Below are 20,912 nucleotides of genomic sequence, written 5' to 3'. Positions count from 1 at the left end.
TTTCCACCAGCCGCTATTAACTGTTCATTATTAATTATTCATTGCCTTACATGCAGCTGGTTACTCCCAGCGATGTCCCGATAGCGGTCAGAATCGTAATCAAAGTCTGAATGATAATCCCCCAAATGTTTTTCTTCTTGTTTTCCATAGTTCAGTAAAGTTTAGTAGTTAAACCTGTAGGGGCGGGGTCTGCCCCTACAAGTAATTTGATAAAATGCGGACATTCAAAATACATTTTAACTCCTGATTCGCATTATTAACTAAAAACGTACACTCACCCCTGCCATGACGTTAAACCCTTGTACTGGATAGCCCGTCTCGGTAAGATAATCGCAATTCAAAAGATTATTTACACCCGCAAAAACATTCAAACGGTTGAAAAACTCGTATCCTGCCGAAAGCGACAGATTATTCACGGACTCAGCATCTTCCATGACCTTCATCCCCACACGTTTCTCGAAACGATATTGTGCCTTCACCCATAAATCATCGTACACTTTAGCCCGGACAGAGGCATTTAAAGCGAATTGTGGTTTCAGATAAAGCAAAGCCTCCTTCTCTTCCTTCACATCCCAATGGGAATAAACACCTCCCAACGAAACATCTATCCAATCTTTATACTGATAAGCAATTTCCGCGCCTCCATACCCCACTTTGGCTTTTTCTTGCATAAACGGCACATAAGCATAAGGGAAATCTTCATCCATTACAAACGGACATCCTTTAAATATTTCATCTTTCACTATCCGGTATCCTCCATAAAGATGAAAACTTAAACCCGGCATCGGAGCACCTTTCAAACCAGCCTTCAAATCAACAGGAGTATACGAAGTCTGCATCTGCCCCACTTGTGCCCAATACGGAGAAAGTTCATTCAGCCGGCGGAAGTCGTTCAACTCGGTTCCTCCCGTGGCGTGCACATATACCCGATAGGTATCGGCAAAGAAGAAATCGAGCTTCACGTCGGGCGAAACCATCAACTTTCCGTCGTGTCCGAATTGTGCATCGGCGTGTATTCCCGCACGCAACCGCATACGCCCGTTATCGAACGTATAATACGGATTGAGCCGGAGCAGGGTGTAATCAGCCTGGTCTACATCATGAATCAGATTATCCATTGCAAAGCCAATTCCGACCTTTTGCTCTTCATTAATCGCACCGGATACAAAACCCAATGTATGGAAGATATTTTCCGAACCATGATTCATCCGGGCAATATCATATTTTCGGCTAAAGCTACGCAGACCCGTCTGGAAAGCAAATTCAATCGGGAGCGCACCTTTCAGGGAAGCAATGCGAAAATAGCCTTCGCCTAACGTATACCGCTGGCGTCCGATAACCGACTCTATATCAGGAAGCGTATCTGACTTCACCGGCATGTAATTGAATACCTGAGAAACAAAAGTTCCTCCTATCCCCAACGAAACCTTACGGAAATCGTGTTGATAATCGAGTGAAATATCCGTACGGTAAAAACGTGATTTCCAATCGTCCGCATCGGGCAAGGAAGAAGAGATTTTTCCGTTCATCCCATAAAACGAAGCGTTAAAGTTCAAACAATCGCGCCGGGAAATGTCCCAAAGATAAGACAAACGTGCATCCACATTATTCCGGGTACCGTATGCCACACGGGCATAACCGCCCGGAGCTTTCTGTTGTTTTTCATCGCTGGTCATCGCTTGCATGGGCGTAAACTCCCATGCTGAAAAAGGATGAAGCGAAGTGGCATAATCAATATGTTGTTTAGGTACAGTCGGTTCTTCCACTTCGGGCAACACATTGATTTTAAATGCGTCCATCACCTCCGGATTATACTGGTTTTCCACCACCACCGTACGGTTCAATGTCGTATCGGCTTGTTCCTGGGCGTATGCATGATGCATACACAAACCGCCCAGCCCTATTGCTATAATTATTGATTTCATAAGCATAAAATATATAGCGTTTTTGAAACGCAGATTAACGCGGATTTTATAAACCACTCTATTCATTTTCCAATTGTTTCAAACGGGTTTCTATCATCTCTTGGATATCATCATCTGCCTGATAGTTCTGCTTCAAGGACAAGAGGTATTGCTTGGCATCCAAACCGCGTCCCATTTTCACATAAATATCCGACAAAAGCACAAAACTCCGCGCCAACCAATAAGCGTGAGGCGTGCTGACCTCGATGTAATCCAGCACTTCTTTCTCCGCCTTTTCGGTTTCACCCGCATCAAAATAAAGTTGGGCAAGCAAGTATTTCGCCTCAGCGCCATAGACGTTACGGGTGTCTTTTGCCAATACCGTCAAGTCGCCCATAGCTTCTTGTGCCTTTCCTTCACCCAAACAAGCCTTGGCACGGGCATAGCGTGCTTCATTCTCTACTTCGGGCACTAACTTGCTTTGAGCCAACAAAGAAGAAGCGATAGTGATAACCTTTTCGGAATGATCCGCAAGACGGGCACATTCCAACGCACGGCGCCAAGCCTCCACCCGCTCTTCTTGCGAAACGGAGCGGTCTGCCATACGCTCGTACAAGCCCAAGGCTTTTTCATATTCTTTTCCTTGATAAGCAATATCGGCACTGAGCTTCATCGCCTCGCCCGAAAACTTATTGTCGGGATATGCCAATACCTTATCCAAATAAGCCGAAGCCTCGGCATAGTCCTGCTCGTTATAAGCCATCAAGCCCAAGTAATACGAAGCGTTCACGCTAAACGCACCTTGCGGGAACGACTGGAGATAACGGGTAAAGCTGGCTTTCGCCTCTGCCGTTTCGCCCCGCATATACACCCGCTCGGCGGCTACGTAGGTCAACGAATCGCGTTCATTCACATCAAAGTTCGCTCCCCCCGGAAGCGATGATACAAAACTCAGATAATCATCCACCCGATTCAGGTCGATGTATATCGACTTCAAGTCGCGTTGAGCCAGACGGGCTTCTTCGCTTCCCGGATAATCGGATATCACTTTCTTATAAGCGGCTATGGCTTCGGGATATTTATCCTCTTGATAATAAAGCAAACCAATCTCATTGGACGCCTTACGCGAAAGCGGGCTTTCGGGGAAACGCTGGAGCAAGACCGTGTACCGCTCAATGGCTCCGGCATTGTTCTCTTGCTGGACAAAAGCACGCCCTTGCTCGTACAAGGCATCATCAATGTATTGCGAAGCCGGATATTCGGTCAGCAAGCGGTTCAGGGTCTGGATTTTCCCCGCATAATCGCGTTGCAATCCTCTCACAAAAGCTTGCTGGAAAAGCGAATAATCGCCCAAACTGGGGTCAACCGTAAAGGCTTGTACATAATAGGCACTCGCCTCCTCAAACCGGCGGGCATGGAAATGACAATCGCCCATGCGGTTGTACACATCTGCCGCGATACGCCGGTCTTTCGCTTGCGTTTGCGAGCAACGGGTAAACCACGTCAAGGCTTGTTCGTATTGCTTTTGCTTAAAGGCTACGTAACCCAAATTATACAAAGCCAAGGCATATTCTTCCCCTGTGCGGTCGGGCGTATATTCCAAATAAAGCCGATAGTCGGAAGCCGCCTCCGCATAGTGTTCCATACGGTATTTCGATTCTCCTCGCCAATAATAAGCGTCTGCCTTGGTCTGCTGGTCATACCGTCCTAAATCAATGGATTGGGTAAAATATTCGATCGCATTCTCAAAAGCGGCTTGTGCAAAAGCCTGTGTTCCGATGCGGAACAATAACTTTTGCTTGGCTTCCAAAATACGGTCGCCCGGATGGGTGATTTTAGCTATAGAGTTTAATGCCGCCTGATAGCTCCGAGTATTCATATACACTTCGACCAGATAATCGTTCACTTTCTCGGTATAGGCAGAGTTCGGAAATTCGTTCAAGAACCGCTCGAATACCGTGACCGATTCGGCAAAAGGCGAATACGAAGTCTCGTGGATGCAAAGGGCATAGTTATACAAAGCCTGCTCTTGTACACCTCGGTCGAACGTCATCGCCGAAGCCTGTTCGAATGCCATACGGGCACGCGTGCGGTCTTTCAATTGGATATAAGCCATTCCACTATGCAAATACGCATTTTGCGCCAATGCATCTTGCTTATCTACCGTCTTACCCAAAGCTTCCACGGCTTTCGAGCAGACACCGGTCTGATAATAGCTCATGCCCAAAGCATACAAAGCCTTTCGGTCTTTACTTCCTTCGAGCGATCCGCAATAAGTTTCCAAAGGCTTTACCGCCTCGGCATAACGCCCCATCCCGTAGCTTGCCTCACCCGCGATGCGTTGCATCGACAAGGCATATTCATGCCGGGGATAAGCCTCTAAATACGTATCCGCCAATTGTTTCGCCTTCTGATACTCATGTTTCTCCAAGCAAATGTCTGCTATATAATAAGGTGTATAAGGCGCATACTTCTCATCGGCTCCCGCAAGCCGGAAGCCTTCCAATGCCTCGTCATACCGCCCGCGGGCATAATCAATATAAGCCAATTGATAAACCGCGTCAAGCTGATACTCCTTGCTCACGTCTTTCAAGACAGAAAACCACAAAGCAGCATCCTTCAGATTCCCTTCTTTCAGATACGAAGTGCCCAAACGCAACAAAGAAACATCCCGTTCATCATCGGCTAGCCGATGAATATCACATATCTTGAAATGCGTAATGGCTTCGGGATAATTCTTATCGAAAAAATAAGCGGACCCTATCAAGGCATATACCCGATTGATGTAACGCGAATCAGGATACTTCCCTACGTACGCTTCCAATTGGCGGATGCGGTCGGGCTTATTCAGTTCATACGAAGTGCAAACCAACATATAAGCTGCTTCTTCGGCAAATTCCGCCGAAGGTTCTTGTTGCAAATACTGTGTCAAGGTCTGTTGTGCCGCGGCATAATCGTGCCTTTGGAACAACGTCTTTCCGTCCTCAAACAAACGGACAGGGTCGGTCAACGGCTCTACTTGTTGGGCAAATGCCATCCAGGGCATCATGCACAACAATCCCGCCATTTCGAGTTTTCTCTTTCTCTTCATAAGTAACAGTTTATATTGTTCACCACAGATTACACAGATTTCGATAATTATAGTCAAACAAAATTGGTTTGCGAAAAATATTTTGTATTGTCATCCTGAGCAAAGCGAAGAATCTCGTGTACATCCACGTAAACGCATCCGAGATGCTTCACTACGTTCAGCATGACAAATGTTTTTTGCAATTCATTTCAGATTGACTATAAATTAAAAGACTCTGTGCGCCTCTGTGTCCTCCGTGATGAGTTTCTATTTATGTAAAGTCAAAAAACGAGCCACTCCTTCCCGTACCGAGTCAAGCCCGAACTCATCCGGATTGATTTGGTCGAGCGGCATCCAGAACGAATCCGCCACGTCATCCATCGCCTTCAAACGGCTATCGTCCTCCACCCGGCACAAGAAAAACAAGTCGAGCGTATGCACCAAGAAGCCCGAATACAAATAGGTATTAGGCAACGAGAACTGGTAAACGGCTTCGGTCACCTTCAATCCGGTTTCTTCCATCACTTCACGTGCCACGCCTTCTTCGCCCGTCTCATACATATCAATAAAGCCTCCCGAAAGGTCGAGAGTTCCTTTAGCCGGTTCTTTTCCACGCCGGCATACCAGCAATTCATTCTTATGATTCAGGATAAAAGCGACCGTAGCCGCGCTCGAATTGAAATAATACACAAAGCCGCAATCGGCACATTTCTTCGCCTTCGCATTGCGGACTTCAAAATGAGAAGACCCGCACTTCGGACAATATTTGAATAACTCTAACGGATGCATGGTATTTTTGATTTTAATCTAGGGCAAAGATAAGCATAAATCTAAGAAAAACTTTATATTTGCACTCCGAATTGTAAGAATTAAACAAGATGCTAGAAAAAGACTATATCATGAGGCTGATACGCCAATTCTTTGAAGCCTTGGAAAAACTGATAGAGAAAAGAGGGAAAGAAGAAGGTACGACTTTACAAATAGAAGTGAACGGAATGTACCGCAGTTATTTCCACCAACCGCAAGATTTCTTTTATGAAGCAGGCATGGATATTATATTGGCTTACATGCAGGCTCGATTTTCAGAAGAAGAATGCTTACAACGCATGGAATTGCTGGCAGAACTGCTCCGGTTCGACGCGAGCCTTAAACCCTCAACAGAAGAAGGGCAAATGCTGAATGAAAAAGCATTGGAACTGCTCACTTTCGCCGATACCCATAGCGACACTTTCTCCTTGGAAAGAAGACGGAAAATGGAAGAAATCAAGGCTCAACTCAAGGCATGACATTATAAAAACGTTGTTTTTCGACAAAAAAAGATGTTTTTTCGTCTTACATGCTGATGTAATAAAAAAGTTTTCCTATATTTGCTTACAAAATGATATAATAAGATTGATAAACTCTTATGGAAAAGATTGATAATCTCGACAAGCAAATTCTGGAAATCATTTCACAGAATGCCCGCATCCCTTTTAAAGATGTGGCTGCAGAGTGCGGCGTTTCACGCGCTGCCATTCACCAACGTGTGCAACGTTTGATTGATTTAGGTGTAATCATCGGTTCAGGCTATCACGTAAATCCCAAAAGCCTCGGATATAGCACCTGTACGTATGTAGGTATCAAACTGGAAAAAGGCTCAATGTATAAAAGCGTCGTAGCAGAGCTGAAAAAGATACCAGAAATCGTAGAATGCCACTTCACCACTGGTCCCTACACAATGCTGACCAAATTGTATTGTACGGATAATGAGCACTTAATGGAATTATTGAATACTAAGATTCAAGAAATTCCAGGCGTTACGGCTACAGAAACATTAATCTCACTTGAGCAAAGCATCAAGAAAGAAATACCTATCCGTAAAGAAGTAAAATAATGGAGTGGCTTTCAACTTATCATATAGACGGAATCATCATCGGCATCTGCACTTTTCTGATTATCGGGATGTTTCATCCCATTGTCATTAAAGCCGAATATTATTTCGGCACACGGTGCTGGTGGTGGTTTCTCGTTTTAGGCATCGCGGGAATCATTGCCTCCATATTCGTCAGCAACATTCTGATTTCAAGCCTGCTCGGAGTTTTCGCATTTTCATCCTTTTGGACAATCAAAGAAATATTCGACCAACGCAAACGTGTGCTGAAAGGATGGTTCCCGATGAACCCGAAACGGAAACAGGAATACGTAGAAAATTGAGAATTAAAAATTGAAAATTGAGAATTGAAAACTATCAAGTGTTAACAGATGCTTTGTCGGCTCATTTTCAATTCTCAATTTTTAATTTTCAATTTCACAAGTATTCCTGCAAAGGCAATTCACCATTCAATACTCCTAACGCATTCATAGCCAAAGCTCCCATCTCGTCTTCACCCGGTATGACCACAATTCGTGCCAATCCTTCAATCCATTCGCGCAATAAGGAAATAACGTATGCATTGTTTGCTATCCCGCCCGTTAAGATAATGGCATCGGTCTGACTATGAAGCGCCACATGCATCGCACCGATTTGTTTTGCCACGGTATAAACCATTGCTTCCAGCACCAATTTATGTTTGGCATTGCCTGCATGTGCCCAACGTACAATCGTTTGCACATCGGTTGTACCCAAATATGCCACCAAACCTCCTCTTCCATTTAATAATTTCCGGATTTCAGCTTGGGTATATTTCCCGCTAAAGCATAAATCAACCAACTGACGAGCCGGAACAGTTCCTGCACGCTCCGGACTAAAAGGCCCTTCCCCGTTCAAGGCATTATTTACATCAACCACTTTCCCATGCTGGTGGGCACTAACCGAAATTCCGCCCCCTAAATGAGCAACGATTAAATTCAGGTCTTCATACCGCTTATTTACCGAAGCTGCATACCGGCGGGAAACCGCACGGCTATTTAACGCATGAAAGATAGAAAGCCGGGGCAGTTCGGGGATACCGGACAAACGGGCTACATCACGCAATTCGTCTGTTACAACCGGATCGGCAATAAATGCCGGACATCCCATATCCTTGGCAAATTCATCTGCCAACAAAGCCGCCAAATTCGACGCATGTTCCATAGGCGCATGCCATAAATCATGCTTCATACGCTCGTCAATCCGGTAAACTCCTCCTTGCGTAGGCTTTAAAATCCCTCCTCTGGCAATAATCGCATCAAAAGCCATCGGTATGCCCGCCTTTTGCAGGGCTTCGAACACATACGTCCGGCGGTATTCATATTGCTCATTAATATGATGAAACCGAGCCAATTCCTTTGCCGGATGAAAAACACTTTGCTTCCATACAGGCTCTAAATCTTCGTAAACCGCTAATTTGGTAGAAGTTGAACCGGGATTAATAACCAATATTCTCTTCATAAGATTCTTGCATTAAATTACTGGCCATACATGCCAATGCCAAACTATAAAACTTTGAATTCCCCGAATCGCTCCGCGAAGGAACCACTACCGGCGCAATCGTACCGGTCAACATTCCAGCCATATTCGCATCGCCAAACAAAGAAAGTGTCTTGTAAAACGTATTCCCAGCCTCAATATTCGGGAATATCAACACATCGGCATTACCCACCACCGGAGAAGACAATCCCTTGATTTCGCCGCTATGCCTATCACAAGCCGTTTTAGCATCCATAGGCCCGTCAATAAAGACTTCTCCGAAATGCCCCTGCAAAGCCTCTTCTTTCAATTGGACATAACTCAAGGTATGCGGGAATTTTTCATTGACCTTCTCCGTACAATGAATCAAAGCCACACGGGGTTGCTCGTTGCCTAAAGCACGGCATAAAGCTACATCATAAGTGATCATGGCGCGATATTGCTCCAATGTAGGACGAGGAATCACCGCCGCATCCGAAAAAAACAATAGTTTATGATACAATGGGATTTGTGCCACCGTCACATGGCTCAACACGCCTCCCGGAGGAAGCAAACCCGTCTCTTTTTTTAATACGGCACGCAAAAGATTATCCGTATTGATTAATCCTTTCATCAAAATATCCGCCTCACCTGTACGAACTAATTCTACCGCCAAAGCGGCTGCATCATCAGGCGTATCCGCCTCGTACACCCGGACAAAGTCGGGAGAAGCACTTCGCAAACTATATGCCATTTCCTTATGCTCCGCATCAACCACCAATAAATATTCGGCTATTTCTTCACGCAAGCTCCGTATAATAACATATTCCGTATGCGGGTCATTGGGACAAACCACCGCTACCCGTCTCCGTATACACGAAGAACGCAAGCTATTGACCAAGTGGGAAAGCGTTCGAATTAATTCCATATCATCAGATTTTTAGCAAAGATGAAAAATAAATCTGAATTTATCCCTATCTTTGCTGTGTTTCCTCTAAACATTTAACTTATGAAAACGTTTCAAACATTTGACATCGACAACACATACAACACACTCCACAACCGGTTTCCCAACCATAGGGAAGTGCCGGTTATCGGCATCACCGGAAATTTCAGCGATGGAAATTTGACTCTTGCATCTGGATATTACACTTCCATTCTGAAAGCAGGAAGCGTTCCTTTTATCATACCTCCCTTTGATGACGCTAACATCTTGATAAATCTTCTTGATAGTATTGACGGCTTGTTATTAACCGGAGGCGGAGATATTAACCCGTTATTCTTAGGAGAAGAGCCAGTAAAAGAATTACACAGCATCAATCCATACCGCGACCGTCAGGAACTTCTGATAACCCGCTTGGCTGCTAACCGTCAGATTCCCATATTGGGCATTTGCCGGGGCATTCAAATCATGAATGCAGCCTTAGGCGGTTCCCTCTACCAAGACATCTATTCTCAAGCCGAAGGTAAACTCATTAAACATAGCCAGGATTTAGACCGTTCGTTCGCTTCTCACACCGTAAACATCGAAGCTGATAGCATGTTAGCCAAAATCATGAGACAAACCACCCTGCCGGTCAATTCGTTCCATCATCAAGCAGTAAAAGAAGCCGCTCCCGGCTTCCGCGTCTCCGCACGTGCCTCAGACGGCATCATCGAAGCCATAGAAAGCACCGAATGCAAATCGATGCTCGGTGTCCAATGGCATCCCGAATGCTTCATCCTGAACAACGACCCTTGCATGATGCCTCTTTTCGGCTGGCTCTTGCAAGAAGCCGACTCTTTCCGTACAGCCAAAGCCTTACATCGGCGCATCCTGACTTTAGACTCGCATTGCGACACTCCGATGTTCTTCGACCAAAACATCCGGTTCGATACCCGCGACCCGAAAATAAAAGTCGACTTGCACAAAATGACGGAAGGCAGGCAAGACGCAACCATCATGGTCGCCTATATCCCGCAAAAAGAACGCACCGACGAAGCCTTGCTTGCCGCAACCGCTAAAGCCGACCAGCTACTGAACGAAATAGAACGCATGGTGGCAATGAATTGCACCGCCGTAGACATCGCTTATCGCCCCGCCGACCTCTACCGCCTGAAACAAGCCGGAAAGAAAGCCATCATGTTAGGGATAGAAAACGGATACGCTATCGGCAAAGACCTGAGCAACGTGGAGCGGTTCCGCCAACGGGGCGTGGTTTATATGACCTTATGCCACAACGGAAATAATGACATCTGCGGTTCGGCACGCTATAATGAAGAACATTTAGGCGTATCCGATTTCGGCGCACAAGTCATCCGCGAAATGAACCGTGTGGGGATGATGGTAGATCTTTCCCATGCAGGTGAACAAAGCTTCTATGATGCCTTGGACATCAGCCTTCAGCCTGTGGTATGCTCGCACTCTTCCAGCCGAGCCTTGTGCGACCACCCGCGCAACCTGACCGATGAGCAACTAAAAGCCATAGCACGCAAAGGCGGGGTCGTGCAACTCTGTCTCTATAGCGGATTTCTCCGCACAGACCGTCCAGCCGATATCCGAGACGCCATCGAACACCTGCACCACATCGTTAACCTGATTGGCACAGACCATGTAGGCATAGGCACCGACTTCGACGGTGATGGAGGAATCGCCGGATGCAACGATTCATCCGAAGTGATTAACTTTACCCGCCGATTGCTCTACGAACGTTATAGCGAGGAAGATATCCGCCTGATATGGGGGGGCAATTTCCTTCGGGTCATGGAAGAAATACAGCAAAATCGCTGACCGGCTTCTATCAGAATCTCTTCCCAATAGTCTCCCTTCTACGGTTTCCGTCCCAAAAACGTACGTTCTCCGAACCAAAAACATACGGTTTTCGAACCAAAACCGTATGTTTTTGGTACGGAAAACCGTAGAAGGATGCCAGCTAAAACCGAAATACAAAAGAAATATTCGCAAATAATACACTCCATATTTAATATCAGACTATACAAGAGACATAAAAGCCTCTGTGTTCCCGTCACACCCAGCCACCCTATCACGCTGGATTTGCAATCCAGCATAATTGAAAAGATAGCGTCTCAAAATACTTACAATTTTCCCGAAACAGATATGTACAAATCAGCAATCGTGCGTTGTTAATAGAAAACATTTATTCTATTTATTATGAACACAATTAAACATTTCTATTGGCTCATGCTGTTCTCCGCCCTTATTTGCGCTTGCGGAGAATACAAACTTGAAGAAGAATCTGACGAAGGGAAAACACTGCAAGATGTCCCACATACGGTTCAAATCGTTACCCGAAGTGATAACAATGCCCAAATCAACTATCCGCTTTCCGTCTTTCTCTTTGACGAAGGAGGCGCATGCATCCAACAAACCACCATTCCAGACGCTTCTACTCCATATAATAATAGTCTCCCAGAAGGGAAATACACCCTCATCCTATTATCCGGCATCTCTGAAAACGAATATCTAACGCCTTTTGATATTACCCTAGAAAGTTATATCAGTTTCAAAGAAAACAACTTTGCACAAACTCCCATACAAATGGCACAGGCACAAATCAACCTGACCAAATCCACTACCGTACAAATGACTTTATCGTATGCGGTTGCCTCCGTCGGTTTTATCATCAACGATGTTCCAAACGAAGCTACAGCCGTAAACATTAACCTTTCCCCCGTAAGTTCGGGCATCTCTTTTACCGGAGAGTATAAAAATGATGAACAATCCTGCCTGATACCTTGCACCAAAGAAAACGGACAATGGGTTAGTGAAACAGTTTACATCTTTCCCAACGAGAGTCCTTCAACTCACTTATCCATTCAAGTAGAATTACCGGACGGAAATAAAACGTATGGCTATACATATCAATCTGCTTTACAACCCGGATATCCTTATCAGTTTACAGGGAATTATGAAAACGGGATTACGCTCAACGGAGAGTTCCAAGCCGAAGGATGGCATACGGCTGTAGATGTGGAATTCGGTATAGGCGAAACCGTACCAGACTCTCCAGACGATGACAAAGAAGAACCCGAAGAACCTGGAACAAATGTGCCCACTGATGTCGATACATACCTAGTAACAGAACTTCCCGAAGAGGAAGATTTCTGGAAAAGCTTTTATGTATGGGAAATGAAAGCCACTTCCGAGACTGAATATGAAGCCATTATTATTTCACCCGAACAATGGGAAATACTGGCTGCTGAAGGAGAAGCTTCTTTAACAGGATATGAAATAGACGGCATCAGCAACTGGCGGGTATTTACTAGAGAAGAAGCCAAAAACTTCGTCGGACAATACAGCTTTAACCTTTACGACTTGAACCAGTTCTTGCAAGAGAATGGTCATACCGTCTTTATGGACAACGAAGATGACCGTTATCTCTGCAACGATTGTCTACATAGTTTTGCTTTCGGAAGTTCAACTATATCAGCTGTAGGAGAAAAACGTACTTATTACCTCCGTCCCGTCAAAACCGTCAGATTCAAGCTCAAATAATATGTTGCTTTTGAAGTTCCTCTGCAACCTTCTCCAGTTCGGCATACCAATCTTCACCGAACTTGCGGATTAAAGGTTCTTTCAAGAACTGATAAACAGCTACATGCTTGCTTTGTCCCAATGCGACTGCGGCTTTACATACATTCCAACGGTGATAATTCACCGCTTTGTAAGGTCCGTAGTCGCCTATGCGGACAGGATACAGATGACAAGAAATCGGCTTATAAAAGTTGCAACGCCCTTCCCGGTATGCCTTCTCTATGGCACAATAGCAATATCCTTTCTCATCGTAACACGTAAAGACACAATCTTTTCCATTTACAATAGAAGTGACTAAATCACCTTCTTGGTCGGTATACGCCACTCCTTGTTTATCTATCACCGCCCGTGCTTCAGGAGACAATTCGCCCCAAATCACCGGCAATACTTCCTCCAACTCTGCCACTTCATCCAACGTTACCGGTGCTCCCGCATCGCCTTCAATACAACACGCACCTTTACAAGCGTCTAAATCGCAAAAAAACTTTTCTCGAAACACATCGAAACTTACGATAGCATCTCCTACTTGAACCATACTTTTTAAATTAAAAAAACACAGAGACACGGAGACACTGAGCTTTATTTTCCTCATCAAGAAGAAACTCTGTGTCTCCGCGTCTCTGTGTTCTATTATAAAATTAATCTTTAATCAAATCTTTTCCCGTCATGTCTGCCGGTTGCGCCATGCCCATGATGTGCAAGATAGACGGAGCGACATCAGCCAATACACCGTTTTCTACTTTCGCGTCTTTATTAGCCGTTACATAGACAAACGGAACCGGATTCAACGAGTGAGCCGTGTTCGGTGTGCCGTCTTCGTTCAATGCATGGTCGGCATTACCGTGGTCGGCAATGATAATCACTTCATAGTCATTTGCTTTAGCGGCTTCTACGGTATCACGAACGCAATTGTCGATAGCAACTACAGCTTTTTCGATTGCTTCATAAATACCTGTATGGCCTACCATGTCACCGTTGGCATAGTTGACAACAATGAAATCGTATTTCTGCGTATTGATAGCCTCAACCAACTTGTCTTTCACTTCGTATGCGCTCATTTCCGGCTTCAAGTCGTATGTAGCCACTTTCGGAGACGGAACCAAGATACGGTCTTCACCATCGAACGGAGTTTCACGTCCGCCATTGAAGAAGAAGGTTACGTGTGCATATTTCTCGGTCTCGGCAATGTGAAGCTGAGTCTTTCCGTTTTTCGAAAGATATTCGCCCAACGTATCTGCTACGTTTTCTTTCGGGAACAGGATATGAACACCCTTGAATGAAGCATCATACGGAGTCATGCAATAATACTGCAAGCCTGGAATGGTCTTCATGCCTTCTTCCGGCATATCTTGCTGAGTCAATACGATAGTCAACTCTTTCGCACGGTCGTTACGGTAGTTGAAGAAAATCACTACATCGCCTTCCTTAATCGTACCGTCAACGTTTGCATTATTAATCGGCTTGATGAACTCGTCGGTCACTCCTTCATCGTAAGATTCCTGCATAGCCTGTACCATATCGGTAGCTTGTTTGCCCTTGCCTTCTACCAGCAAATCGTATGCTTCTTTCACGCGGTTCCAACGTTTGTCGCGGTCCATTGCATAAAAACGTCCTACGATAGAAGCAATCTTACCTGCCGACTGAGCACAGTGTGCTTCCAGTTGTTCGATAAATCCTTTACCACTCTTCGGGTCGGTATCACGACCGTCCATAAAACAGTGGATGAATGTATTTTCCAAACCATATTCCTTGGCAATGTCACACAATTTGAACAGATGTTCCAATGAAGAGTGTACACCGCCGTTCGAAGTCAAGCCCATGAAATGGATATTCTTACCGTTCTCTTTCGCGTATGAGAATGCCGAAACGATTTCCGGATTCTTCAAGATGCTTCCGTCAGCACACGCACGGTTAATCTTCACCAAGTCCTGATAAACGATACGTCCGGCACCGATATTCAAGTGACCTACTTCCGAATTACCCATCTGACCATCGGGCAAACCTACGTTTTCACCGCTTGCCTGAAGTTGAGAATGCGGATACGTAGCCAACAGGCTGTCCCAATACGGAGTCGGAGTGTTGAAAATCACATCGTCTTTCTGATGGTCTCCACAACCCCAACCGTCCAAAATCATTAAAAGAGCTTTCTTAGCCATAATCTTATTTTGTTTAAAGTTGATGTTCATGCTTTACAGCATGCAAAAATACAAAATATCTGCCTTATAACACACATTTTGAGGAAATTTAAGAGGATGGAAAATGCATCTATTGCATGGGGAAATCGACTTGAGCAGAAATTATAAGAAGAATGATGGATATCAGAATCGGAACAATTATTATTTTTGTGCCCCAAAAACGAAAAGAATATGTTTACTGTAATCGGACTCATGTTAGGAGGTATGTGCATCGGATTTTTATTACGCAAAAAGCAATATCCGGGAATACATCTTCTCATCACGGCATTGATTTGGGTGCTGCTGTTCCTATTGGGGATAGAAGTAGGAAGCAACCGGCAAATAGTCGAAGGACTCGCTACACTGGGAATAGAAGCTTTTACCATTACTTTTGCAACAGTCGTCGGAAGTTGCATCTGCGCATGGATATTATGGAAATGGTTATATCACAATGAAAAGAAAGGAGGAGAAGTATGAAAGGCAGCTTGATTATTGTGGCTTTTTTCGCTTTAGGATGTGTATGCGGAGTATTCCACCTTATCCCATTCGGCATTACGCAAACCAATATCAGCTATTATGCGTTATGCGCATTGATGTTCAGTGTAGGTTTAAGCATTGGCAATGACCCACAGACCTTGAAAAACTTCCGCAGCCTGAATCCGCGCCTGATATTTCTCCCGGTCATGACTATTTTGGGAACCTTATCGGCAGCCGCAGCCATCAGCCTATTGTTTCCACACCGAAGCGCCGCCGACTGCATGGCTGTAGGAGCAGGTTTTGGTTATTATTCATTATCCAGCATTTTCATCACCGAATATAAAGGTCCGGAACTGGGCACAATCGCTTTGCTATCGAACATCATGCGCGAAATTATCACCCTGTTATGTGCTCCGCTTTTAGTCCGCTGGTTCGGAAATTTAGCACCGATTTCCGCCGGAGGAGCTACCACGATGGACACCACATTGCCCATTATTACCCGTTATGCTGGACAAAAGTTTGTAGTCGTATCCATTTTTCACGGATTCGTGGTAGACTTCAGCGTACCTTTCTTAGTGACGTTTTTTTGTTCCTTATAAAAACATCCTCGCCACACGCTCAATGCCGGCGGCTAACACATCAATCTCTTCTTTGGTATTATAAAGCGCAAACGACGCGCGGACTGTACCTTCTATTCCCAACCGGTGCATCAACGGTTCGGCACAATGATGCCCTGTACGGACAGCGATGCCCAATCGGTCAAGCAATGTTCCCATATCGAAATGATGAATATTCCCGACCAAAAATGAAATAACCGAACTTTTCCGTTCCGCTTCGCCAAAGATGCGCATGCCCGGAATCTCTTTCAGGTGCTGCATCGCATATTCAGTCAGCTCATGTTCGTATGCTTCGATGTTCTCCATACCGATAGCAGAAACATAATCCAACGCCTTAGCCAACGCTGTACTGCCTATATAATCAGGAGTACCGGCTTCGAATTTGAAAGGCAATTCATTGAATGTGGTTTTCTCGAAACTTACATTCTTAATCATTTCTCCTCCACCTTGATAAGGAGGAAGACGGTCGAGCCAATCTTCTTTACCATACAATACGCCGATTCCAGTCGGTCCATATACCTTATGACCACTGAATACATAAAAATCGGCATCCAATGCCTGTACGTCTACCGGCAAATGAGGAATGCTTTGCGCCCCATCAATTAATACAGGTACATTGTGAGCATGGGCTATCTCAATCAGCTTATCTACCGGATTAATCGTACCCAACACATTCGACACATGAGTTACCGACACGATACGGGTACGCGGAGAAAAAAGCTTTTCGTATTCATCCAACAACAATTCTCCCCGGTCGTTCATCGGAATCACTTTCAACACAATTCCCTTACGGGCAGCCTGCAATTGCCATGAAACAATATTGCTGTGATGCTCCATGACCGAAACAATCACTTCATCGCCTGCCTGCATCTGGCTATCGGCAAAAGTAGATACCACTAAGTTAATACTTTCGGTAGTGCCCCGGGTAAAGACTATCTCATTGGTGCCACGTGCGTTAATGAACTTACGCACCGTTTCGCGAGAAGCCTCGTGTAAATTGGTTGCCTGCTGCGAGAGAAAATGTACCCCCCGATGTACATTGGCATTTACCGAATAATATTCATCGGTTATCGACTCTACCACGCAACGCGGCTTTTGGGTCGTCGCTCCATTGTCTAAATAAACAAGGGGCTTTCCGTATACCGTCCGTGAAAGAATCGGGAAATCTTCCCTGATTTTTGAAATGTTATACATAACTCCTATCATTTACAAATCGCACATCCTTGGCATTTATTCAATTCGCCCCGGAAGCGTTTTTCCACCAACCGATGCAAACGGTCTTTCAAAGCATCCATCCGGATGTAGTCGATTACCTCGTTGACAAAAGCAAACATCAGCAACAAACGGGCTTCTTTCAACGGAATGCCCCGCTGCTGCATATAGAACAAAGCATTTTCATCCAATTGTCCCACCGTAGCTCCGTGCGAACATTTCACATCGTCCGCATAAATTTCCAGTTGTGGTTGGGTGTACATTCGCGCCTCACGGGTAGCGCAAATATTCCGGTTCGTCTGTTGAGAAGACGTATGCTGGGCACCTTCACGCACCAAAACCTTTCCAGCAAAAGCACCTACTGCCTGGTCATCAAGCACATATTTAAACAACTCATTGCTTGTACAGTCAGGCACACGATGGTCGATTGTCGTATGGTTATCCACCTGTTCATTCTTATCAGCTATCGCCATACCACAGAGATTTATCTCTGCTCCACGCCCCACAAGTTGCACTTCTGTCGTATTCCGTGTCGTGCCGTTATGAAGAGTCATGCCGTTCAGCAATACATTGCTTCCTGCCTGCTGTTCTACAAACAATTGGCTGAAACGAACGGTGCTATTATGTGTCTCTTCCAACTCATATAAATCAAAATAAGCATTCTCGCCTACAAAAATTTCCGTCACCTGAGTAGAAAGGAAATTTACATTATCCATGGCATGGTCACAAACCAATAATTTAGCTTGTGCCCCTTCCTCCAGAATAATCAACAAACGGCGGTTCGACAAGGTGTTCACATCCGCACGCAGAATATTCACCAACTGAATCGGCTTTTCCATTACCACATTCTTAGGAACATACATCAGCACACCGTCTTGTGCAAACATCGTATTGAATGCAGTCAGTCCGTCTTTCGACGTATCGGCAAGCTTCCCATAATATTTCTTTATCAAGTCCGGATATTGCATTGCCAGTTCTCTTAAACTCCCGAAAAGCACACCTTCCGGCAATTGCGCAGAAGGATGATCGTGTTTATCAAACGAATCGTTGATGACAAAATACAGGGAAGTGCTCATATTAGGCACGTCACACTTGAATACTTCATACGGATTTACCGGAAACTCCAACCGATTCAGGTTCAATCCGAAATCCGGTGCAAAGAATGTCCCGATTTCCGTATATTTGTATTTCTCCTGTTTGCGCGTAGGAAAGCCCAGCCGTTCGAAATCGGCGAAAGCTTTTGCCCTCGGCGCATTCAGCCCTTCCGCACTATGCCGGCAAATCAATGCCTCACATTGTGTAAAAAGGTCGATATACTGTTGTTCTGCCTTCATATTCATTCTCCCAATTCTTTCTTTATCCAATCGTAGCCTTTCTCTTCCAGTTCCAATGCCAGTTCCGGACCCGCAGTCTTCACAATCTTACCTTTATATAATACATGTACGATGTCTGGCTTGATGTAGTCCAACAGACGTTGGTAATGCGTAATGACAATGCAACTGGTATTCGGAGTTTTCAGCTTATTCACTCCCTCTGCCACAATACGCAAGGCATCAATATCCAATCCCGAATCGGTTTCGTCCAAAATGCTTAACTTCGGTTCCAGCATTGCCATTTGGAATATCTCGTTCCGTTTCTTTTCCCCGCCCGAAAAGCCTTCGTTTACCGAACGGTTTGCCAATTTACTGTCCAATTCTACCACTTCCCGTTTCTGGCGCATCAGTTTCAAAAATTCACTTGCTGTCAGTGCAGGAAGTCCTTTGTATTTACGTTGTTCGTTTACTGCAGAACGCATGAAATTCACCATGCTCACCCCCGGAATCTCTACCGGATATTGGAATGACAAGAACAACCCTTCATGGCTCCGGTCCTCCGGACTCATTGCCAACAAGTCTTTTCCATCGAAAACAACCGAACCTTTAGTCACTTCGTATGCCGGATGCCCTACCAACACATTGCTTAGGGTACTTTTCCCCGAACCGTTCGGTCCCATAATCGCATGCACTTCACCTGTCTTCACCGTCAGGTTGATTCCTTTCAATATTTCTTTGCCGTTAATAGAGGCATGTAAATCTTTTATTTCTAACATCGTTTATTCAGTTAATAATTAATAGTGAATAATGAACTATCCAACACTTCCTTCCAACGATACCGAAAGCAATTTCTGTGCTTCTACGGCAAACTCCATCGGGAGCTTGTTCAGTACCTCTTTTGCATATCCATTTACAATCAGCCCTACAGCATCTTCGGTTGGAATGCCCCGCTGGTTACAATAAAACAATTGGTCTTCCGATATTTTCGAAGTCGTTGCCTCATGCTCCACCACTGCGGTTTCGTTATGAATATCCATATAAGGGAAAGTATGTGCCCCGCAATGGCTTCCCAACAGCAAAGAATCGCATTGGCTATAGTTGCGGGCATTGTCTGCCTTCTCCGATACGCGTACCAATCCACGGTATGAATTCTGGCTTCGTCCGGCACTAATGCCTTTGCTTACAATCGTCGAACGGGTATTCTTGCCCAAATGAATCATCTTCGTACCCGTATCTGCTTGCTGGAAATTATTCGTTACCGCTACCGAATAAAACTCTGCCGTCGAGTTGTCGCCACTCAAGATGCAACTGGGATATTTCCATGTAATTGCCGAACCGGTTTCTACCTGTGTCCACGACAATTTGCTGTCTCTTCCCTTACAGTTTCCTCGTTTGGTTACAAAGTTATAGACACCTCCTTTGCCTTCCGCATCACCCGGATACCAGTTCTGCACAGTCGAATATTTCACTTCAGCCCGATCCATGACCACAATTTCTACAATCGCTGCATGAAGCTGGTTTTCATCACGCATCGGTGCCGTACAACCTTCCAAGTAAGATACATAACTGTCGTCATCCGCCACAATTAGCGTACGCTCGAATTGTCCTGTATTTGCTGCATTGATACGGAAATACGTAGAAAGTTCCATGGGGCAGCGCACCCCTTTCGGAATATAGACAAATGAGCCGTCGCTGAATACAGCCGAATTGAGCGCGGCAAAGAAATTGTCGCGATAACCGACTACCGAACCTAAATATTTCTTCACCAAATCCGGGTGTTCGCGTACCGCCTCGCTAATGGAACAGAAAATAATGCCCTTTTCCATCAAAGTCTCTTTAAATGTGGTTTTCACTGAAACAGAATCCATAACCGCGTCTACTGCCATGCCACTCAAGGCAAGCTGTTCTTCCAACGGAATCCCCAGCTTATTGAAAGTCTTCAGCAATTCAGGGTCTACTTCGTCCAGACTCTTCGGCCCGTCCTTCTTCTTCGTAGGGTCAGCATAATACGAAATAGCCTGGTAATCAATCTCGGGAATCGTCAAGTGTGCCCATGTCGGCATCTCCAATGTTTGCCAATACCGGTACGCTTTCAGGCGGAAATCCAGCAACCATTCAGGTTCTCCCTTTTTCTCCGAAATCAACCGCACGACATCCTCGTTCAGCCCTTTTTCGATGATTTCAGTATGAACATCCGTCGTAAAGCCGTACTTGTACTTTTCCTGAGTAAGTTCTTTTACATATTTATTGGGTTCTAACTGCATA

General features: G+C 45.1%; 19 protein-coding genes. 7 read left to right on the top strand and 12 right to left on the bottom strand.

Features of this window, described 5'->3' with window-relative positions; all coding sequences use genetic code 11:
- Nucleotides 1-46 precede the first annotated feature (46 nt).
- The 4 genes from B5F91_RS15185 to B5F91_RS08310 form a co-directional block, all read right to left on the bottom strand.
- Nucleotides 47-148 carry a smalltalk protein gene (locus B5F91_RS15185; RefSeq protein WP_158099903.1) on the bottom strand — a complete coding sequence of 34 codons (102 nt, stop codon included), beginning with the start codon at nt 146-148 and terminating at the stop codon, nt 47-49.
- 112 nt (nt 149-260) lie between these two features.
- Nucleotides 261-1,925, bottom strand: a complete 1,665-nt coding sequence (locus B5F91_RS08320; RefSeq protein ID WP_087428632.1) for a TonB-dependent receptor — start codon at nt 1,923-1,925, stop codon at nt 261-263.
- Nucleotides 1,926-1,983: 58 nt separating this feature from the next.
- Entirely contained in the window at nt 1,984-4,995 is a 3,012-nt protein-coding gene (locus B5F91_RS08315; RefSeq protein ID WP_087428623.1) for a tetratricopeptide repeat protein, read from the bottom strand.
- Nucleotides 4,996-5,241: 246 nt separating this feature from the next.
- A complete protein-coding gene (locus B5F91_RS08310; RefSeq protein ID WP_087428622.1) occupies nt 5,242-5,763 on the bottom strand; it encodes an NUDIX domain-containing protein in 522 nt (173 codons plus the stop codon).
- A gap of 89 nt (nt 5,764-5,852) precedes the next feature.
- On the opposite strand from B5F91_RS08310, the gene B5F91_RS08305 reads away from it, so the two are divergent.
- The 3 genes from B5F91_RS08305 to B5F91_RS08295 all read left to right on the top strand — a co-directional run bounded on the left by B5F91_RS08305 (nt 5,853) and on the right by B5F91_RS08295 (nt 7,167).
- On the top strand, nt 5,853-6,260 hold the full coding sequence (locus B5F91_RS08305) for a hypothetical protein (protein ID WP_087428621.1): 408 nt from the start codon (nt 5,853-5,855) through the stop codon (nt 6,258-6,260).
- A 119-nt stretch (nt 6,261-6,379) separates the two neighbouring features.
- The gene (locus B5F91_RS08300) at nt 6,380-6,847 is read left to right on the top strand and encodes an Lrp/AsnC ligand binding domain-containing protein (RefSeq protein ID WP_087428620.1); all 468 of its coding nucleotides are present in this window, start codon (nt 6,380-6,382) and stop codon (nt 6,845-6,847) included.
- On the top strand, nt 6,847-7,167 hold the full coding sequence (locus B5F91_RS08295) for a DUF4491 family protein (protein ID WP_087428619.1): 321 nt from the start codon (nt 6,847-6,849) through the stop codon (nt 7,165-7,167). The genes B5F91_RS08300 and B5F91_RS08295 overlap by 1 nt, the downstream gene beginning before the upstream one ends.
- 94 nt (nt 7,168-7,261) lie before the next feature.
- On the opposite strand, the gene buk is transcribed toward B5F91_RS08295, so the two are convergent.
- Together buk and B5F91_RS08285 are read right to left on the bottom strand one after the other, a co-directional pair.
- Nucleotides 7,262-8,323, bottom strand: a complete 1,062-nt coding sequence (gene buk, locus B5F91_RS08290; protein WP_087428618.1) for a butyrate kinase — start codon at nt 8,321-8,323, stop codon at nt 7,262-7,264.
- A complete protein-coding gene (locus tag B5F91_RS08285) occupies nt 8,301-9,248 on the bottom strand; it encodes a phosphate acyltransferase (RefSeq protein ID WP_087428617.1) in 948 nt (315 codons plus the stop codon). The genes buk and B5F91_RS08285 overlap by 23 nt, the downstream gene beginning before the upstream one ends.
- A gap of 81 nt (nt 9,249-9,329) precedes the next feature.
- Here B5F91_RS08285 and B5F91_RS08280 point away from each other — a divergent pair, with 81 nt between their 5' ends.
- Together B5F91_RS08280 and B5F91_RS08275 are read left to right on the top strand one after the other, a co-directional pair.
- Nucleotides 9,330-11,090, top strand: coding sequence for a gamma-glutamyl-gamma-aminobutyrate hydrolase family protein (locus tag B5F91_RS08280; protein ID WP_087428616.1), 1,761 nt, complete (start codon nt 9,330-9,332; stop codon nt 11,088-11,090).
- A 381-nt stretch (nt 11,091-11,471) separates the two neighbouring features.
- Nucleotides 11,472-12,815 (top strand): FimB/Mfa2 family fimbrial subunit, encoded by a 1,344-nt coding sequence (locus B5F91_RS08275; RefSeq protein ID WP_087428615.1) that lies wholly within the window; start codon nt 11,472-11,474, stop codon nt 12,813-12,815.
- On the opposite strand, the gene B5F91_RS08270 is transcribed toward B5F91_RS08275, so the two are convergent.
- Together B5F91_RS08270 and gpmI are read right to left on the bottom strand one after the other, a co-directional pair.
- Nucleotides 12,808-13,389, bottom strand: a complete 582-nt coding sequence (locus B5F91_RS08270) for a DUF3109 family protein (protein WP_087428614.1) — start codon at nt 13,387-13,389, stop codon at nt 12,808-12,810. The genes B5F91_RS08275 and B5F91_RS08270 overlap by 8 nt on opposite strands.
- Nucleotides 13,390-13,492: 103 nt before the next feature.
- Nucleotides 13,493-15,010, bottom strand: a complete 1,518-nt coding sequence (gene gpmI / locus B5F91_RS08265; protein ID WP_087428631.1) for a 2,3-bisphosphoglycerate-independent phosphoglycerate mutase — start codon at nt 15,008-15,010, stop codon at nt 13,493-13,495.
- 210 nt (nt 15,011-15,220) lie between these two features.
- On the opposite strand from gpmI, the gene B5F91_RS08260 reads away from it, so the two are divergent.
- Together B5F91_RS08260 and B5F91_RS08255 are read left to right on the top strand one after the other, a co-directional pair.
- Nucleotides 15,221-15,505: a LysO family transporter gene (locus tag B5F91_RS08260; RefSeq protein WP_087428613.1), complete on the top strand. Its 285-nt coding sequence runs from the start codon at nt 15,221-15,223 to the stop codon at nt 15,503-15,505.
- Nucleotides 15,502-16,104, top strand: a complete 603-nt coding sequence (locus B5F91_RS08255) for a lysine exporter LysO family protein (RefSeq protein ID WP_087428612.1) — start codon at nt 15,502-15,504, stop codon at nt 16,102-16,104. The genes B5F91_RS08260 and B5F91_RS08255 overlap by 4 nt, the downstream gene beginning before the upstream one ends.
- Here B5F91_RS08255 and B5F91_RS08250 read toward each other — a convergent pair.
- From B5F91_RS08250 to sufB, 4 genes are read right to left on the bottom strand one after another with little or no spacing between them, the layout of a single operon-like run.
- Nucleotides 16,099-17,316 carry a cysteine desulfurase gene (locus B5F91_RS08250; protein WP_087428630.1) on the bottom strand — a complete coding sequence of 406 codons (1,218 nt, stop codon included), beginning with the start codon at nt 17,314-17,316 and terminating at the stop codon, nt 16,099-16,101. The two genes, B5F91_RS08255 and B5F91_RS08250, sit on opposite strands and share 6 nt — an antisense overlap.
- A gap of 8 nt (nt 17,317-17,324) precedes the next feature.
- Nucleotides 17,325-18,668: a Fe-S cluster assembly protein SufD gene (gene sufD / locus B5F91_RS08245; RefSeq protein WP_087428629.1), complete on the bottom strand. Its 1,344-nt coding sequence runs from the start codon at nt 18,666-18,668 to the stop codon at nt 17,325-17,327.
- Between the two features lie 2 nt (nt 18,669-18,670).
- Nucleotides 18,671-19,423, bottom strand: coding sequence for a Fe-S cluster assembly ATPase SufC (gene sufC / locus B5F91_RS08240; RefSeq protein ID WP_087428611.1), 753 nt, complete (start codon nt 19,421-19,423; stop codon nt 18,671-18,673).
- 36 nt (nt 19,424-19,459) lie between these two features.
- Complete coding sequence (gene sufB / locus B5F91_RS08235) at nt 19,460-20,911, bottom strand: Fe-S cluster assembly protein SufB (RefSeq protein ID WP_087428610.1); 1,452 nt, start codon at nt 20,909-20,911, stop codon at nt 19,460-19,462.
- Between the last annotated feature and the right edge of the window lies 1 nt (nt 20,912).

Origin of the sequence: Bacteroides sp. An322, assembly GCF_002161765.1 — a bacterium.
Lineage (GTDB): Bacteria > Bacteroidota > Bacteroidia > Bacteroidales > Bacteroidaceae > Phocaeicola > Phocaeicola merdavium.
Note: the sequence above shows the minus strand (reverse complement) of the source record. Positions and strands in the feature narration are given on the sequence as shown.

What these genes read in the sequence shown, in the direction of transcription:
- B5F91_RS15185 (WP_158099903.1), bottom strand. Translation starts at nt 148, where the DNA reads ATGGAAAACAAGAAGAAAAACATTTGGGGGATTATCATTCAGACTTTG.
- B5F91_RS08320 (WP_087428632.1), bottom strand. Translation starts at nt 1,925, where the DNA reads ATGAAATCAATAATTATAGCAATAGGGCTGGGCGGTTTGTGTATGCAT.
- B5F91_RS08315 (WP_087428623.1), bottom strand. Translation starts at nt 4,995, where the DNA reads ATGAAGAGAAAGAGAAAACTCGAAATGGCGGGATTGTTGTGCATGATG.
- B5F91_RS08310 (WP_087428622.1), bottom strand. Translation starts at nt 5,763, where the DNA reads ATGCATCCGTTAGAGTTATTCAAATATTGTCCGAAGTGCGGGTCTTCT.
- B5F91_RS08305 (WP_087428621.1), top strand. Translation starts at nt 5,853, where the DNA reads ATGCTAGAAAAAGACTATATCATGAGGCTGATACGCCAATTCTTTGAA.
- B5F91_RS08300 (WP_087428620.1), top strand. Translation starts at nt 6,380, where the DNA reads ATGGAAAAGATTGATAATCTCGACAAGCAAATTCTGGAAATCATTTCA.
- B5F91_RS08295 (WP_087428619.1), top strand. Translation starts at nt 6,847, where the DNA reads ATGGAGTGGCTTTCAACTTATCATATAGACGGAATCATCATCGGCATC.
- buk (WP_087428618.1), bottom strand. Translation starts at nt 8,323, where the DNA reads ATGAAGAGAATATTGGTTATTAATCCCGGTTCAACTTCTACCAAATTA.
- B5F91_RS08285 (WP_087428617.1), bottom strand. Translation starts at nt 9,248, where the DNA reads ATGGAATTAATTCGAACGCTTTCCCACTTGGTCAATAGCTTGCGTTCT.
- B5F91_RS08280 (WP_087428616.1), top strand. Translation starts at nt 9,330, where the DNA reads ATGAAAACGTTTCAAACATTTGACATCGACAACACATACAACACACTC.
- B5F91_RS08275 (WP_087428615.1), top strand. Translation starts at nt 11,472, where the DNA reads ATGAACACAATTAAACATTTCTATTGGCTCATGCTGTTCTCCGCCCTT.
- B5F91_RS08270 (WP_087428614.1), bottom strand. Translation starts at nt 13,389, where the DNA reads ATGGTTCAAGTAGGAGATGCTATCGTAAGTTTCGATGTGTTTCGAGAA.
- gpmI (WP_087428631.1), bottom strand. Translation starts at nt 15,010, where the DNA reads ATGGCTAAGAAAGCTCTTTTAATGATTTTGGACGGTTGGGGTTGTGGA.
- B5F91_RS08260 (WP_087428613.1), top strand. Translation starts at nt 15,221, where the DNA reads ATGTTTACTGTAATCGGACTCATGTTAGGAGGTATGTGCATCGGATTT.
- B5F91_RS08255 (WP_087428612.1), top strand. Translation starts at nt 15,502, where the DNA reads ATGAAAGGCAGCTTGATTATTGTGGCTTTTTTCGCTTTAGGATGTGTA.
- B5F91_RS08250 (WP_087428630.1), bottom strand. Translation starts at nt 17,316, where the DNA reads ATGTATAACATTTCAAAAATCAGGGAAGATTTCCCGATTCTTTCACGG.
- sufD (WP_087428629.1), bottom strand. Translation starts at nt 18,668, where the DNA reads ATGAAGGCAGAACAACAGTATATCGACCTTTTTACACAATGTGAGGCA.
- sufC (WP_087428611.1), bottom strand. Translation starts at nt 19,423, where the DNA reads ATGTTAGAAATAAAAGATTTACATGCCTCTATTAACGGCAAAGAAATA.
- sufB (WP_087428610.1), bottom strand. Translation starts at nt 20,911, where the DNA reads ATGCAGTTAGAACCCAATAAATATGTAAAAGAACTTACTCAGGAAAAG.